Origin of the sequence: Ewingella allii, assembly GCF_044430645.1 — a bacterium.
In the GTDB taxonomy this organism is placed as follows: Bacteria; Pseudomonadota; Gammaproteobacteria; order Enterobacterales; family Enterobacteriaceae; genus Ewingella; species Ewingella allii.
In genome coordinates, this window is sequence record NZ_JAWUDN010000003.1 from 397,938 (window position 1) to 412,416 (window position 14,479).

Sequence of the window (14,479 nt, forward strand, 5' to 3'; positions counted from 1 at the left end):
CCCCTTTGCTTATCTTAAATGCGAGAAATATCTCACCGCAAAAGTCTCTTTTGCAGCGAGATAATCGAGGAAAATACAATGGCTGATATTACCGCTGCCCTGGTAAAAGAACTGCGCGAACGTACTGGCGCTGGCATGATGGATTGTAAGAAAGCTCTGGTTGAAGCTAACGGCGACATCGAGCTGGCAATCGAAAACATGCGTAAATCTGGCGCGATCAAAGCTGCTAAGAAAGCAGGCAACGTAGCTGCTGACGGCGTGATCAAAACCAAGATCGAAGGCAACTATGGTGTGATTCTGGAAGTTAACTGCCAGACTGACTTCGTTGCTAAAGATGCTGGTTTCCAAGCGTTTGCTGACAAAGTGCTGGACGCCGCTGTTGCTGGCAAAATCACTGACGTTGACGTTCTGAAAGCTCAGTTCGAAGAAGAGCGTATCGCTCTGGTTGCTAAAATCGGTGAAAACATCAATATTCGCCGCGTTTCTACTCTGGAAGGCGAAGTTCTGGGTAGCTACCTGCACGGTGCTCGCATCGGTGTTCTGGTTGCTGCTAAAGGCGCTGACGAAGAGCTGGTTAAGCAAGTTGCTATGCACATCGCTGCAAGCAAGCCAGAATTCGTTAAACCAGAAGACGTGTCTGCTGAAGTGGTAGAGAAAGAGTACCAAGTTCAGCTCGACATCGCGATGCAGTCTGGCAAGCCGAAAGAAATCGCAGAGAAAATGGTTGAAGGCCGCATGAAGAAATTCACCGGCGAAGTTTCTCTGACTGGTCAGCCTTTCGTTATCGACCCAAGCAAATCTGTTGGCGAAGTGCTGAAAGAGCACAAAGCTGACGTTATCAACTTCATCCGTTTCGAAGTTGGTGAAGGTATCGCTAAAGTTGAGACTGACTTTGCTGCTGAAGTTGCAGCAATGACTAAACAGTCTTAATTCGTAGTTGATGCTCTAAAATGGAACCGCTGAAGATTGGCGGTTCCGTTTTATCCAGCCCCAAATTCCAATAACATTGTGCGTTGTCTCTTTTTAACAACGCTATGATGTATAGATTGATTCCCATTACGACACATTGCTTCTTAGGACAGACACCATGGCTACCAATGCGAAACCCGTTTATCAGCGTATTCTGCTAAAACTCAGTGGCGAAGCCCTGCAGGGCAGCGAAGGTTTTGGTATCGATGCAAGCGTTTTGGATCGCATGGCTCAGGAAGTCAAAGAGCTGGTTGAGCTCGGCATTCAGGTCGGTGTGGTCATTGGCGGTGGGAACCTGTTCCGTGGTGCAGGCCTGGCACAAGCGGGTATGAACCGTGTTGTGGGCGACCACATGGGTATGCTGGCTACAGTGATGAATGGTCTGGCAATGCGGGATGCATTACACCGTGCCTATGTGAACGCTCGCCTGATGTCCGCTATTCCGCTGAACGGCGTGTGTGACAACTACAGCTGGGCCGAGGCTATCAGCCTGCTACGTCACAACCGCGTGGTCATTTTCTCTGCGGGTACCGGCAATCCTTTCTTCACTACTGACTCAGCAGCATGCCTGCGCGGTATCGAAATCGAAGCCGACGTGGTGTTAAAAGCGACCAAAGTTGATGGCGTTTACTCTGCTGATCCAGTGAAAAACCCAGACGCCACGCTGTACGAACAACTGACTTACCAAGAAGTGCTTGAGCAAGAACTGAAAGTGATGGATTTGGCGGCCTTTACACTGGCTCGCGATCACAACTTGCCAATTCGCGTCTTCAATATGAATAAGCCGGGCGCACTGCGCCGCGTAGTGATGGGTGAAAACGAAGGTACGCTGATTTCTCGCGGTGAATAATCTTCCCCCTGCCACTGCTGGCAAGAAATCATAAGCAAGTTTGCCAGCCTTGGCTGGCATGAGTATTCACGGACTATACTAATGCTATGGTCTGCCAAGTAACCAGTTCTTAAGGGTTCGCAACGTGATTAACGACATTAAAAAAGATGCTGAAATCCGCATGGAAAAATGCGTCGAAGCATTCAAAAACCATATCAGCAAAATCCGTACTGGCCGTGCTTCACCGGGTATCCTCGACGGCATCATGGTCGACTACTACGGTTCTGCCACGCCACTGCGTCAGTTAGCTCAGGTAACGGTTGAAGATTCCCGTACTCTGGCTATCTCCGTGTTTGACCGTTCAATCAGCGCCGCTGTTGAAAAGGCCATCATGACCTCTGATTTGGGTCTTAACCCATCTTCTGCTGGCGCCACTATCCGCGTTCCACTGCCAGCGCTGACAGAAGAGCGTCGTAAAGACCTGATCAAAGTTGTGCGTTCTGAAGCCGAGCAGGGCCGCGTTTCCGTGCGTAACGTACGCCGCGACGCTAACGATAAGACCAAAGCTTTGCTGAAAGATAAAGAAATCAGTGAAGATGAAGATCGTCGTTCTCAGGATGATATCCAGAAAATGACGGATATGTTCATCAAGAAAATTGACGTCGCACTAGCCGAGAAAGAAACCGAGTTGATGGAGTTCTAATCCACAACTTATCTTCCTCCAAGCGCCGCCTTTGCGGCGCTTTATTTTTTGTGGTCGCTCTCTTTTTCCACCTGCTGCTTAAATCTCATAGACAAGCCGTCAAAGAGGTTTCAGACTAATGCGCATTGCGATCATGCACTGGTTCTACCGGGTATTTTCATGAAACAACTTACCATCCTTGGTTCGACAGGCTCTGTCGGCAGCAGCACCCTCGCGGTCGTTCGCGCTAACCCACAAGATTTCAAGGTAACTGCACTGGTTGCCGGTAAAAACGTGGACGTCATGGCGCAGCAATGTATTGAATTCCAACCTCGTTTTGCCTCTATGGCCGATGAAACTTCTGCCAAAGCACTGCGAACCATACTTGCTGAACAGGGGATAAAAACAGAGGTACTCTCTGGCGAAAAGGCGTCCTGTGAGTTGTCGGCGCTGGATGAAGTTGATCAGGTGATGTCCTCCATCGTTGGCGCCGCCGGGCTGTTACCCACGCTTGCGGCGGTAAAAGCGCGCAAGCAGGTATTACTGGCGAATAAAGAGTCGCTGATCACCTGCGGACGCATCTTCATGGATGCCGTTCGCCAAAGCCGCAGCCAGCTTCTGCCAATCGATAGTGAACACAATGCAATTTTCCAGAGCCTGCCTGAGCGCATTCAGCAGCAGCTTGGCTATGCCTCTTTGGAAGAAAATGGCGTATCGCGCATTATCCTTACCGGCTCTGGTGGCCCATTCCGCGAGTTACCTTTGGCAGACTTTGCCCACGTCACCCCAGACCAGGCCTGTGCGCACCCGAACTGGTCGATGGGGCGCAAAATTTCTGTCGACTCCGCCACCATGATGAACAAAGGCCTCGAATATATCGAAGCCCGCTGGCTGTTCAATGCCTCTGCCGAGCAGATGGAAGTCATTATCCATCCGCAATCGGTGATTCACTCTATGGTTCGCTACCACGATGGCAGCGTCTTGGCGCAGCTCGGCTCGCCGGACATGCGCACGCCAATCTCCCACGCGATGGCTTATCCGCATCGTGTCGATTCCGGCGTTGAAGCGTTAGATTTCTGCCGAATCGGTGCGTTGACCTTCTGCGAGCCTGATTTTGACCGCTATCCGTGTTTACAATTGGCTATTGAAGCCAGCCGGACGGGGCAGGCAGCCACCACGGCATTGAACGCTGCTAATGAAGTTTCGGTCGCCGCATTCTTGGCGGGGCACATTCGCTTTACCGACATTGCCAACATAAATCGCGAAGTTATGGAGCAATCTGTCGCGAACGAACCGCAATCTGTTGATGAAGTATTGGAAATTGACCGTGCGGCGCGTGCGTCAGCTCACCAGAAATTACAGACTTTTGCGTTATGATGTTGCGGATAGCGGATTGCGGTAATTTGTTCGCATCACATTGAAATGATATAGTCTGCGCCACCTGACTGCGCCTTCAGTGCCGATACCTGAATGCGATTACTCTATAAAAACGGTAAACAGTCAGGGCAAGCCGTGCCTGAACAGGAACACGGCTTTTTTGCGCACAGAAATACGCTGGCGGTCAGTTAACATAGTTCTGCCCTAATAAGGAAATGAGTACGCGTTATGTCCCTCGAAAAGCAACAGATATCTGACGCGCCTTGCGCAATGCCACGCCATGTTGCCATTATTATGGATGGCAATGGTCGCTGGGCGAAACTTCAGGGGAAAATGCGCGTTTTTGGCCATAAAGCCGGTGTGAAATCCGTCCGTAAAGCAGTCAGTTTTGCGGCCAACCATCAGCTTAATGCGTTGACGCTTTATGCCTTTAGTAGTGAGAACTGGAACCGACCTGCTCAGGAAGTTTCAGCATTGATGGAGCTGTTCGTCCGTGCACTGGACAGCGAAGTTAAAAGTCTGCACAAACATAACGTCAGGCTAAAAATCATCGGTGATGTCAGCCGCTTTAGTGCGCGTCTGCAAGAAAGGATCCGTCGTTCAGAAACACTTACAGAAAATAACGACGGCCTTACGCTTAACATCGCTGCTAATTACGGCGGTCGGTGGGATATTATCCAGAGCGTAAAAAAACTGGCGAGTCAAGTTGAAGCTGGTTCTTTGCAGGTTGAGCAAATTACAGAAGAAGCATTAAATAGCACTATCTGTATGAGCGAGTTGGCACCCGTCGATTTGGTGATCAGAACCGGTGGGGAACACCGTATTAGTAACTTTTTGCTGTGGCAAATCGCCTATGCAGAACTTTACTTTACCGATGTCCTCTGGCCTGATTTTGATGAAAACACCTTTGAAGGCGCGCTGAATGCTTTTGCACAACGCGAGCGTCGCTTCGGGGGCACTACACCTATTGGCGCCAATGCGTCCTAGGGAGAACTTTTGCTGAAGTATCGCATCGCCACAGCGTTGATTTTGATCCCCATTGTTATCGCTGCACTGTTTATGCTGCCGCCTCTTGGTTTTGCCATTGTTGCGTTAGTCATCTGTATGTTGGCCGCGTGGGAGTGGGGGCAACTTTCAGGATTTAAGACTCGCAGTCAGCGCATTTGGCTGGCCGTGCTCTGTGGCTTTGTCCTTATTGCAATGATGCTGAGCATGCCGGCTTATCGTCAGCCAATTAACCTCCCTCAAGTGAGCGGCTCATTATGGGCTTCCCTTATATGGTGGATTGCGGCCTTTGTTCTGGTTATTTTCTACCCTAAATCTGCCTCATTTTGGCGCGGATCGCGCATATTACGTTTAGCCTTCGGTTTATTGACCATTGTTCCTTTCTTTTGGGGTATGGTGGCGCTGCGCCAGTACGGTTACGCTGAAAATCACCACACTGGAGCATGGTGGCTGCTGTATGTCATGCTGCTGGTCTGGGGCGCAGACTCTGGCGCTTACCTGTTTGGCAAACTGTTCGGCAAGCACAAGTTGGCGCCGAAAGTTTCCCCTGGTAAGACATGGGAAGGCGTCATCGGTGGTTTGGTCACTTCGGCCCTGATTTCCTGGTTGTTCGGGCGTTATGCGCCATTAAATGTTGTTCCTGCTACGCTGTTGGTGTGTTCAGTCATTGCTGCTCTGGCTTCGGTGCTGGGGGATTTAACTGAAAGCATGTTTAAACGTGAAGCGGGTATAAAAGACAGTGGTAACTTGATACCGGGTCATGGTGGGATACTGGATCGTATCGATAGCCTGACTGCGGCTGTGCCGGTGTTTGCATGCTTAATGCTGCTGGTTTATTAATCCGTCCGAGACGGGATGTCTTCTAAGGGATCGTTAGGAATATGATGAACATACTCTGGAGTTTGGCCGCCTTTATCGTTGCACTGGGGGTGCTAATCACCGTGCACGAATTTGGCCATTTCTGGGTTGCTCGTCGTTGTGGCGTTTATGTTCAGCGTTTCTCCGTGGGTTTTGGGCGCACTCTGTGGCGCCGCACGGATAAACACGGGACCGAGTACGTTCTCGCCGTCATTCCCCTTGGCGGTTACGTTAAGATGCTCGACGAGCGTAACGAAACCGTTCCTGACGAAATGCGCCACCAGTCTTTCAATAGTAAAACCGTTTGGCAGCGCGCCGCTATCATCAGCGCTGGGCCAATCGCTAACTTCATTTTCGCCGTTTTTGCCTATTGGCTGGTGTTCATTATCGGCGTCCCAGCCGTGCGTCCGGTTGTTGGTGAAGTCACCCCACAATCCATCGCAGCGCAATCGAATATTTCTCCCGGCATGGAACTTAAGTCAATCGATGGCATCGAAACGCCTGATTGGGATTCAGTTCGTTTGTCTTTAATCGGTGAGATCGGAAACAATCAGACAACTTTAGGTGTCTCACAATTCGGTGGTTCTGAAGTTGTTGAGAAAAAATTAGATTTAACACAATGGCGGTTTGACCCCGAAAAGCAAGATCCCGTTGTCGCGCTGGGTATTATTCCTCGCGGCCCACAGATAGAATCTGTGCTCGCAGAAGTGCAAACCGATTCGGCAGCTCAGAAAGCCGGTTTGCAAGCTGGTGACAGGATCGTTAAAGTCGATGGTCAAGTTTTGGCGAATTGGCGTACTTTTGCCATGCAGGTTCGTGATAACCCGGGCAAACCTATCGCGTTAGAAGTTGAGCGCGCAGGTTCATCGGTTGATCTCACACTGACACCGGACTCCAAGTCGGTAGGCAAGGGGAAGGAACAAGGATTTGCCGGAGTGGTGCCCAAAGTTATACCACTGCCTGATGAGTACAAAACTATCCGTCAGTATGGGCCGTTTGTTGCATTCTATGAGGCCGGGGATAAAACCTGGCAGCTGATGAAGCTCACGGTAAACATGCTGGGTAAGTTAATAACTGGCGACGTTAAGCTGAATAACCTGAGTGGTCCAATTTCAATCGCACAGGGAGCAGGAATGTCGGCGGAATATGGTTTAGTGTACTACCTGATGTTTTTGGCACTTATCAGTGTCAATCTCGGTATCGTGAACCTTTTTCCGTTGCCAGTGTTAGATGGTGGACACCTGGTGTTTTTAGCTATCGAGAAGCTAAAGGGTGGGCCAGTTTCCGAGCGAGTTCAAAACTTCAGTTACCGTATCGGCGCGATAGTGCTGGTGATGGTAATGGGGCTTGCACTTTTCAATGATTTCTCCCGTCTTTAAGGCTGGGGATTAGGTTAGGAAGAACGCATAACAACGATGGCGATCAAAAAGTTGCTCATAGCGTCGCTGCTGTTTGGCAGCGCCACCGTATACGGTGCAGATGGTTTCGTGGTGAAAGACATTCATTTCGAAGGCCTGCAGCGAGTTGCCGTCGGTGCGGCGTTACTCAATATGCCGGTTCGCGTTGGTGATACCATCACCGACGACGACATCAGTAATACTATTCGCGCATTGTTTGCCACTGGCAACTTTGAGGACGTTCGCGTTCTGCGTGATGGTGATACCTTGATTGTTCAGGTCAAAGAGCGTCCTACAATCGCCAGCATCACTTTCTCAGGTAATAAATCTGTGAAAGACGACATGCTGAAAGAAAACCTGGAAGCCTCTGGTGTCCGGGTTGGCGAAGCGCTTGATCGAACAACATTAACCAGCATCGAGAAAGGTCTCGAAGATTTCTACTACAGCGTCGGTAAATACAGCGCGTCCGTGAAGGCTGTTGTTACGCCTTTACCGCGTAACCGCGTTGATTTGAAATTGGTCTTCACCGAAGGTGTTTCTGCAAAAATTCAGCAGATCAACATCGTGGGTAACCACGCGTTCAGCACGGATGAGCTTATTGCTCGTTTCCAGCTGCGTGACGAGGTGCCATGGTGGAACGTGGTGGGCGATCGCAAATACCAGAAACAAAAATTGGCGGGTGACCTCGAAACCCTGCGCAGCTTCTATCTGGATCGCGGTTACGCCCGTTTCAACATCGATTCAACTCAGGTCAGCCTGACGCCAGATAAAAAAGGCATTTATATTACCCTTAACATCACTGAAGGCGATCAGTACAAGCTTTCAGGCGTTGAAGTTAACGGCAATATGGCCGGCCACTCTGCCGAAGTTGAAAGCCTGACCAAGATCGACAAAGGCGAGCTGTATAATGGCGCGAAAGTCACCAAAATGGAAAACGACATCAAGCAGATGTTGGGCCGTTATGGTTACGCTTATCCGCGCGTACAGACTCAGCCTGAAATCAATGATGCCGACAAAACCGTTAAGCTGCACGTTAGCGTAGACGCGGGTAACCGTTTCTATGTACGTCACATTCGCTTCGAAGGCAACGACACCAGTAAAGACAGCGTCTTGCGCCGTGAAATGCGTCAGATGGAAGGTGCGTGGCTGGGTAATGATCTGGTTGATAAAGGCAAAGAGCGTCTTAACCGTCTAGGCTATTTCGATACCGTTGATGTTGATACTCAGCGCGTACCGGGTACCCCAGATCAGGTCGACGTGGTCTATAAAGTTAAAGAGCGTAACACCGGTACCTTTAACTTTGGCGTAGGCTACGGCACCGAGAGTGGCGTGAGCTTCCAGGTCGGTGTTCAACAAGATAACTGGTTAGGTTCTGGTTATTCTGTTGGGATCAGCGGAACTAAAAACGATTATCAGACGTATACAGAATTCACGGTTACCGACCCTTACTTCACCGTCGACGGTGTGAGCTTGGGCGGTCGTATCTTCTATAACGACTTTAAAGCTGATAACGCCGACCTGTCTGACTATACCAACAAGAGTTATGGCATAGGCAGTACGCTCGGCTTCCCAGTCAATGAAAACAACTCATTGCGTCTGGGCCTGGATTACGTACATAACGACCTGTCCAATATGGAACCGCAGGTAAGTATGTTCCGTTACCTGAACTCTGTGGGTATCAACCCGCCAGTCACCGTGGGTACAGATACCACGTCTGATGCAGACTTCAGCGCGAACGACTTCTTTGCGAACTTGGGTTGGGGCTACAACGACCTTGACCGTGGGTACTTCCCGACTTCAGGTACCAAAGCTAGCCTGAACGGCAAAGTGACAGTGCCTGGCTCGGATAACGAGTACTACAAGATTACGTTCGACTCAACGACGTACTTCCCTCTGAGCGAAAACCGTCAGTGGGTATTACTGGGTCGTGCTCGCGCGGGTTATGCAGATGGTATCGGCGGGAAAGAAGTACCGTTCTACGATAACTTCTACGCGGGTGGCTCAAGCAGCGTCCGTGGTTTCCGTTCGAATACTATCGGTCCTAAAGCGGCATACTATAACTGTGCTGCGGGTAGCACCTCTTACAGCAACTGTGCTGTAAACAACTCTGACGATGCTGTCGGCGGTAACGCCATGGCCGTGTTAAGTGCTGAGTTGGTCGTGCCTACACCGTTTATCAGTGAGAAATATTCAAACTCAGTGCGTACTTCTGTGTTTGTTGATGGCGGTACTGTTTGGGATACCAATTGGAAGAACACTGCGCAAACTGAAGCTGCAGGCGTTCCTGATTACAGTGATCCGAACAACTTCCGTGTTTCTTCAGGTCTGGCGTTGCAATGGCAGTCTCCATTAGGGCCATTGGTGTTCTCTTACGCACGACCAATCAAAGATTACGATGGTGATAAAGCGGAACAGTTCCAATTTAACATCGGTAAAACGTGGTAACACATTCGTGGCTCTCAATGCTATGAGGGCTACAATGTTTGAGTTTTTATCAGCTCACGGGCAAAACGCCCGTGAAGTTGTTTTATAAACTCATTCTTATTGTGTAATTATCGTGCCATATGGCACAACGGGTGATGGAAGGAGTTTATAGTGAAAAAGTGGTTATATGCCGCCGGCCTCGGTTTAGTTATGGCTTCTTCAGTAAGCGTCCAAGCTGCTGACAAAATTGCTGTTGTTAACGTTCAGAGCATCTTCCAACAAATGCCAGCACGTGATGCTGTTGCAAAACAGTTGGAAAACGAGTTCAAAGGCCGTGCAACTCAGTTGCAAGCTCAAGAACGTGATCTGCAGACTAAAATGCAGAGACTGCAGCGTGATGGCTCTACCATGAAAGCCAGCGATCGCAGCAAGCTTGAAAAAGACGTTATGGCTCAGCGCGAAGATTTCTCTACAAAAGCTCAGGCTTTTGAACAAGATAACCGTCGCCGTCAGGCTGAAGAACGTAACAAAATCCTGAGCCGTATCCAGGATGCAGTGAAGTCTGTTGCTAGCAAACAAGGTTATGACATCGTTGTTGATGCTAACGCTGTTGCTTACGCAAGCAATGAAAAAGACATTACTGCTGATGTGCTGAAACAGGTTAAATAAACATGTCTTCAATTCGACTGGCTGATCTCGCACAGCAGTTGGATGCACAATTGCACGGTGATGGCGATATCGTCATCACCGGCATTGCTTCAATGCATTCCGCGCACTCTGAGCAAATCACGTTTTTATCAAACAGCCGTTACCGTGAACAGTTAGCTACCTGCGCCGCAGGGGCTGTAGTGTTGACGGAAGCGGATCTGCCGTTTTGCCGCACAGCGGCATTAGTGGTTAAAAACCCATACCTGACTTATGCCCGTATGGCGCAATTGTTAGATACCACTCCAGCGCCAGCTTCGGACATTGCCGCCAGCGCGGTTATCTCCGACACCGCCATCTTGGGCAACAACGTTTCCGTTGGCGCCAATGCGGTGATCGAGTCAGGTGTTGTGCTTGGTGACAATGTTGTCATTGGGGCTGGCTGTTTCATTGGTAAGAATGCAAAAATAGGCGCTGGCACCAAAATTTGGGCCAATGTCTCTATTTACCATCGTGTGGAAATTGGCGAATCGTGCTTGATTCAGTCTGGTACCGTGATTGGTGCTGACGGCTTCGGCTATGCTAACGACCGTGGTAACTGGGTCAAAATTCCTCAGCTGGGTACCGTGCTGATTGGCGATCGCGTAGAGATCGGTGCTTGCACCACGATTGACCGCGGCGCTCTGGACGACACCATCATCGGCAATGGCGTTATCATTGATAATCAATGTCAGATTGCGCACAACGTCGTGATTGGAGACAATACGGCGGTTGCAGGTGGAGTGATTATGGCCGGTAGTCTGAAAATTGGCCGTTACTGCCAAATCGGCGGCGCCAGTGTTATCAACGGCCATATGGAAATTTGTGATAAGGCTGTAGTGACTGGAATGGGAATGGTGATGCGACCAATCACCGAACCTGGGGTATACTCCTCCGGTATTCCGTTACAGCCCAATAAAGTGTGGCGTAAAACCGCTGCGTTGGTAATGAATATCGATGAGATGAATAAGCGCTTAAAAGCTGTCGAGCGTAAAATCGAAGAAGACTAAATTACCGACTACTGTGTTGCTGGAAATTGGCAGTGGATGCCACCTTCCGGCGGCACTCGTTTCTATTTGCGGCCTGCCTAATGATCTTCTTTGGGGATCAAGCAGGCCGTGTTATTGATGCCATCAGTTTTTTAGACAGGAAGAGTATTTTGACAACTGACACTCATACTCTGCGTATTGAAGAGATATTGGATCTGCTGCCACACCGTTATCCGTTCTTGCTGGTTGACCGCGTGTTGGATTTTGAAAAAGGGAAGTTTTTACGTGCAGTGAAAAACGTTTCTTTCAACGAACCGTTCTTCCAGGGCCACTTCCCGGGTAAGCCTATCTTCCCAGGCGTATTGATTCTTGAAGCGATGGCGCAGGCCACCGGCATTCTTGCCTTCAAAAGCGTAGGTAAATTAGAGCCAGGCGAGCTGTATTATTTTGCTGCTATTGATGACGCACGATTCAAACGTCCTGTGTTGCCAGGCGACCAGATGATTCTGGAAGTTGAATTCATTAAAGAGCGTCGTGGCGTTGCTCGTTTTAAAGGTGTCGCAAAGGTAGATGGCGAGATTGCTTGCGAGGCATCAATGATGTGCGCCCGTCGCCGGGAGTCTTAATTAATGATTGATAAAACCGCCTTTATTCACCCAAGCTCTGTTGTCGAAGACGGTGCCATTATCGGTGCTGGTGTTCGAATCGGTCCTTTTTGTTATGTCGGATCTGACGTTGAGATTGGCGAAGGTACTGAGCTTAAATCACACGTTGTTCTTAATGGCGTGACCAAAATTGGTCGCGACAACCGTATTTTTCAGTTCGTTACTATTGGTGAAATTAACCAAGATCTGAAATATGCGGGAGAACCGACACGCGTTGAAGTTGGCGATCGCAACAGTATTCGTGAGAGCGTGACCATTCACCGTGGTACCGTTCAGGGCGGTGGATTAACAAAAGTGGGTAGCGATAACCTGTTGATGGTTAACGCGCATATTGCCCACGATTGCGTTATCGGCAATCGCGTTATTCTGGCGAATAACGCGACCCTTGGTGGTCACGTTGAGATTGACGACCACGCCATCATTGGTGGTATGACTGCCATTCATCAGTTCTGCGTTATTGGTGCTCACGTGATGGTTGGCGGCTGCTCTGGCGTTGCTCAGGACGTTCCACCTTTCGTGATTGCTCAGGGAAACCACGCCACGCCATTTGGTATTAATATCGAAGGCTTGAAGCGTCGTGGTTTTGACAAATCTTCATTGCACGCTATCCGTAATGCCTACAAGTTATTGTATCGCAGCGGAAAAACGCTGGAAGAAGCGCAACCTGAAATCGCCGAAATTGCAGCAGAGTTCCCGGCGGTTAAACCGTTCAGCGATTTCTTCGCGCGCTCCACGCGCGGCATCATTCGCTAAGGGGCTAACCCTCTGGTAAACCTGTAATTTGGCAAATAAGCGGTAAAAAATGCAAAAGCCTGTTCTGACTATTGGCCTGGTGGCCGGTGAAACATCCGGCGATATTCTTGGTGCTGGTTTAATTCGCGCTCTAAGAAAACACCATCCTGATGCGCGCTTCGTGGGAGTTGCTGGCCCACTGATGCAAGCTGAGGGATGCGAAGCCTGGTACGAAATGGAAGAGCTGGCTGTCATGGGCGTGGTGGAAGTTCTCGAACGTCTGCCACGCCTGTTGAAAATCCGCAAAGACCTGACTCAGCGTTTTAGCGAGTTGCAGCCCGATGTCTTCGTGGGCATTGACGCGCCTGACTTCAACATCACCCTCGAAGGTCGTCTCAAGCAGCGCGGTATTCGCACCATTCACTATGTCAGCCCTTCAGTCTGGGCCTGGCGTCAAAAGCGTGTTTTCAAAATAGGTAAAGCGACCGATATGGTGCTGGCTTTCCTGCCTTTTGAAAAAGCGTTTTACGATAAATTCAACGTTCCTTGCCGGTTTATCGGCCACACCATGGCGGATTCCATGCCGCTGCATCCTGACAAACCTGCGGCGCGCGCGCGGCTAGGCATTCCCGATGGCGTTCATTGTCTGGCTTTGCTGCCGGGCAGTCGCCACGCGGAAGTCGAAATGCTGAGTGCCGATTTTCTGAAAACCGCACTCCAACTGCGACAGACGTACCCTGATTTGCACATCGTGGTTCCTTTGGTCAACGCCAAGCGCCGCGAGCAGTTTGAACGCATTAAGGCTGAGATTGCCCCTGATTTGCCGGCGCACCTGCTCGACGGTCAGGCGCGAGACGCCATGATCGCCAGCGATGCGGCGTTGCTGGCTTCCGGCACGGCGGCGCTGGAATGCATGTTGGCGAAATGCCCGATGGTTGTCGGTTATCGCATGAAGCCTTTCACCTACTGGCTGGCTGAGCGTCTGGTTAAAACGCCTTACGTTTCATTGCCAAACCTGCTGGCGGGGCGCGAAATCGTCAAAGAACTGCTGCAGACCGAATGTGTGCCGGAAAAACTCTCTGCCGCTCTCTTGCCTTTATTGGCTGGTGGAGAAGAGAGCCATCAGTTGCAGGAAACTTTCCTGGCGCTGCACGAAAGCATTCGCTGGGATGCCGATGAGCAGGCCGCGCAGGCCGTGATGGAGTTGGCAAATCGATGAGTGATATCTTCGTTTATCCTCAGGCATTGTGTATCGCCGGGGTGGATGAGGTAGGGCGCGGGCCTTTAGTGGGCGCCGTGGTCACTGCCGCCGTGATCCTCGATCCGGCCAAGCCGATTCTCGGGCTGGCGGACTCTAAAAAACTCACTGAAAAACGTCGCGAAGCTCTTTATATTGAGATTAAAGAGAAAGCGCTGTCGTGGAGTCTTGGACGCGCTGAGCCAGACGAAATCGACGAATTAAACATTCTGCACGCCACCATGCTGGCGATGCAGCGGGCGGTGGCCGGGCTACACATCACGCCAGATATGGTGCTGATAGATGGCAATCGCTGCCCCAAATTGCCTATGGCCTCTCAGGCCGTGGTGAAGGGCGACAGCAAAGTCGCGGAAATCAGCGCCGCGTCGATATTAGCCAAAGTGACGCGCGACCGTGAAATGGTTGAGCTTGATCTTCAGTTCCCTGATTACGGCTTTGCCAAACACAAAGGCTACCCGACGCCGGTGCATCTCGAAAGCCTGGTTAAGCTGGGTGCCACGCCGCACCACAGGCGCAGCTTCGCACCCGTCAGGCGGGCGCTGGGGCAGTAAGTCTGTTAGCGTTTTAAGTCAGTTTGTCATTCCGACAAGCGTTCATTCAATCTTCATCT

14 protein-coding genes are annotated in these 14,479 nt (G+C 50.4%); all 14 read left to right on the forward strand.

Annotation, left to right across the window (positions count from 1 at the left end; translation table 11 throughout):
- The first annotated feature begins 78 nt into the window (after window positions 1–78).
- The 14 genes from tsf to rnhB all read left to right on the forward strand — a co-directional run bounded on the left by tsf (window position 79) and on the right by rnhB (window position 14,420).
- The gene (tsf, locus tag SBO83_RS10610; protein WP_353503243.1) at window positions 79–930 is read left to right on the forward strand and encodes a translation elongation factor Ts; all 852 of its coding nucleotides are present in this window, start codon (window positions 79–81) and stop codon (window positions 928–930) included.
- 157 nt (window positions 931–1,087) lie between these two features.
- On the forward strand, window positions 1,088–1,819 hold the full coding sequence (pyrH, locus tag SBO83_RS10615; RefSeq protein WP_034792800.1) for a UMP kinase: 732 nt from the start codon (window positions 1,088–1,090) through the stop codon (window positions 1,817–1,819).
- A 124-nt stretch (window positions 1,820–1,943) separates the two neighbouring features.
- Entirely contained in the window at window positions 1,944–2,501 is a 558-nt protein-coding gene (gene frr / locus SBO83_RS10620; protein ID WP_353503242.1) for a ribosome recycling factor, read from the forward strand.
- A gap of 159 nt (window positions 2,502–2,660) precedes the next feature.
- Window positions 2,661–3,857, forward strand: coding sequence for a 1-deoxy-D-xylulose-5-phosphate reductoisomerase (gene ispC / locus SBO83_RS10625; protein ID WP_353503241.1), 1,197 nt, complete (start codon window positions 2,661–2,663; stop codon window positions 3,855–3,857).
- 228 nt (window positions 3,858–4,085) lie between these two features.
- A complete protein-coding gene (gene ispU / locus SBO83_RS10630; protein WP_396131480.1) occupies window positions 4,086–4,844 on the forward strand; it encodes a (2E,6E)-farnesyl-diphosphate-specific ditrans,polycis-undecaprenyl-diphosphate synthase in 759 nt (252 codons plus the stop codon).
- A gap of 9 nt (window positions 4,845–4,853) precedes the next feature.
- Complete coding sequence (gene cdsA, locus SBO83_RS10635) at window positions 4,854–5,702, forward strand: phosphatidate cytidylyltransferase (RefSeq protein WP_353503240.1); 849 nt, start codon at window positions 4,854–4,856, stop codon at window positions 5,700–5,702.
- A 41-nt stretch (window positions 5,703–5,743) separates the two neighbouring features.
- Window positions 5,744–7,099 (forward strand): sigma E protease regulator RseP, encoded by a 1,356-nt coding sequence (gene rseP, locus SBO83_RS10640; RefSeq protein WP_353503239.1) that lies wholly within the window; start codon window positions 5,744–5,746, stop codon window positions 7,097–7,099.
- A 36-nt stretch (window positions 7,100–7,135) separates the two neighbouring features.
- Entirely contained in the window at window positions 7,136–9,562 is a 2,427-nt protein-coding gene (bamA, locus tag SBO83_RS10645) for an outer membrane protein assembly factor BamA (RefSeq protein WP_396131481.1), read from the forward strand.
- Between the two features lie 150 nt (window positions 9,563–9,712).
- The gene (skp, locus tag SBO83_RS10650; protein ID WP_185689321.1) at window positions 9,713–10,210 is read left to right on the forward strand and encodes a molecular chaperone Skp; all 498 of its coding nucleotides are present in this window, start codon (window positions 9,713–9,715) and stop codon (window positions 10,208–10,210) included.
- A gap of 2 nt (window positions 10,211–10,212) precedes the next feature.
- Complete coding sequence (gene lpxD, locus SBO83_RS10655; protein ID WP_396131482.1) at window positions 10,213–11,235, forward strand: UDP-3-O-(3-hydroxymyristoyl)glucosamine N-acyltransferase; 1,023 nt, start codon at window positions 10,213–10,215, stop codon at window positions 11,233–11,235.
- A gap of 149 nt (window positions 11,236–11,384) precedes the next feature.
- Window positions 11,385–11,840, forward strand: coding sequence for a 3-hydroxyacyl-ACP dehydratase FabZ (gene fabZ, locus SBO83_RS10660; protein ID WP_034792780.1), 456 nt, complete (start codon window positions 11,385–11,387; stop codon window positions 11,838–11,840).
- A 3-nt stretch (window positions 11,841–11,843) separates the two neighbouring features.
- On the forward strand, window positions 11,844–12,632 hold the full coding sequence (gene lpxA, locus SBO83_RS10665; protein ID WP_353503236.1) for an acyl-ACP--UDP-N-acetylglucosamine O-acyltransferase: 789 nt from the start codon (window positions 11,844–11,846) through the stop codon (window positions 12,630–12,632).
- A gap of 49 nt (window positions 12,633–12,681) precedes the next feature.
- On the forward strand, window positions 12,682–13,830 hold the full coding sequence (gene lpxB / locus SBO83_RS10670) for a lipid-A-disaccharide synthase (protein ID WP_396131483.1): 1,149 nt from the start codon (window positions 12,682–12,684) through the stop codon (window positions 13,828–13,830).
- Entirely contained in the window at window positions 13,827–14,420 is a 594-nt protein-coding gene (gene rnhB / locus SBO83_RS10675) for a ribonuclease HII (RefSeq protein WP_396131484.1), read from the forward strand. The genes lpxB and rnhB overlap by 4 nt, the downstream gene beginning before the upstream one ends.
- Window positions 14,421–14,479: the final 59 nt, after the last annotated feature.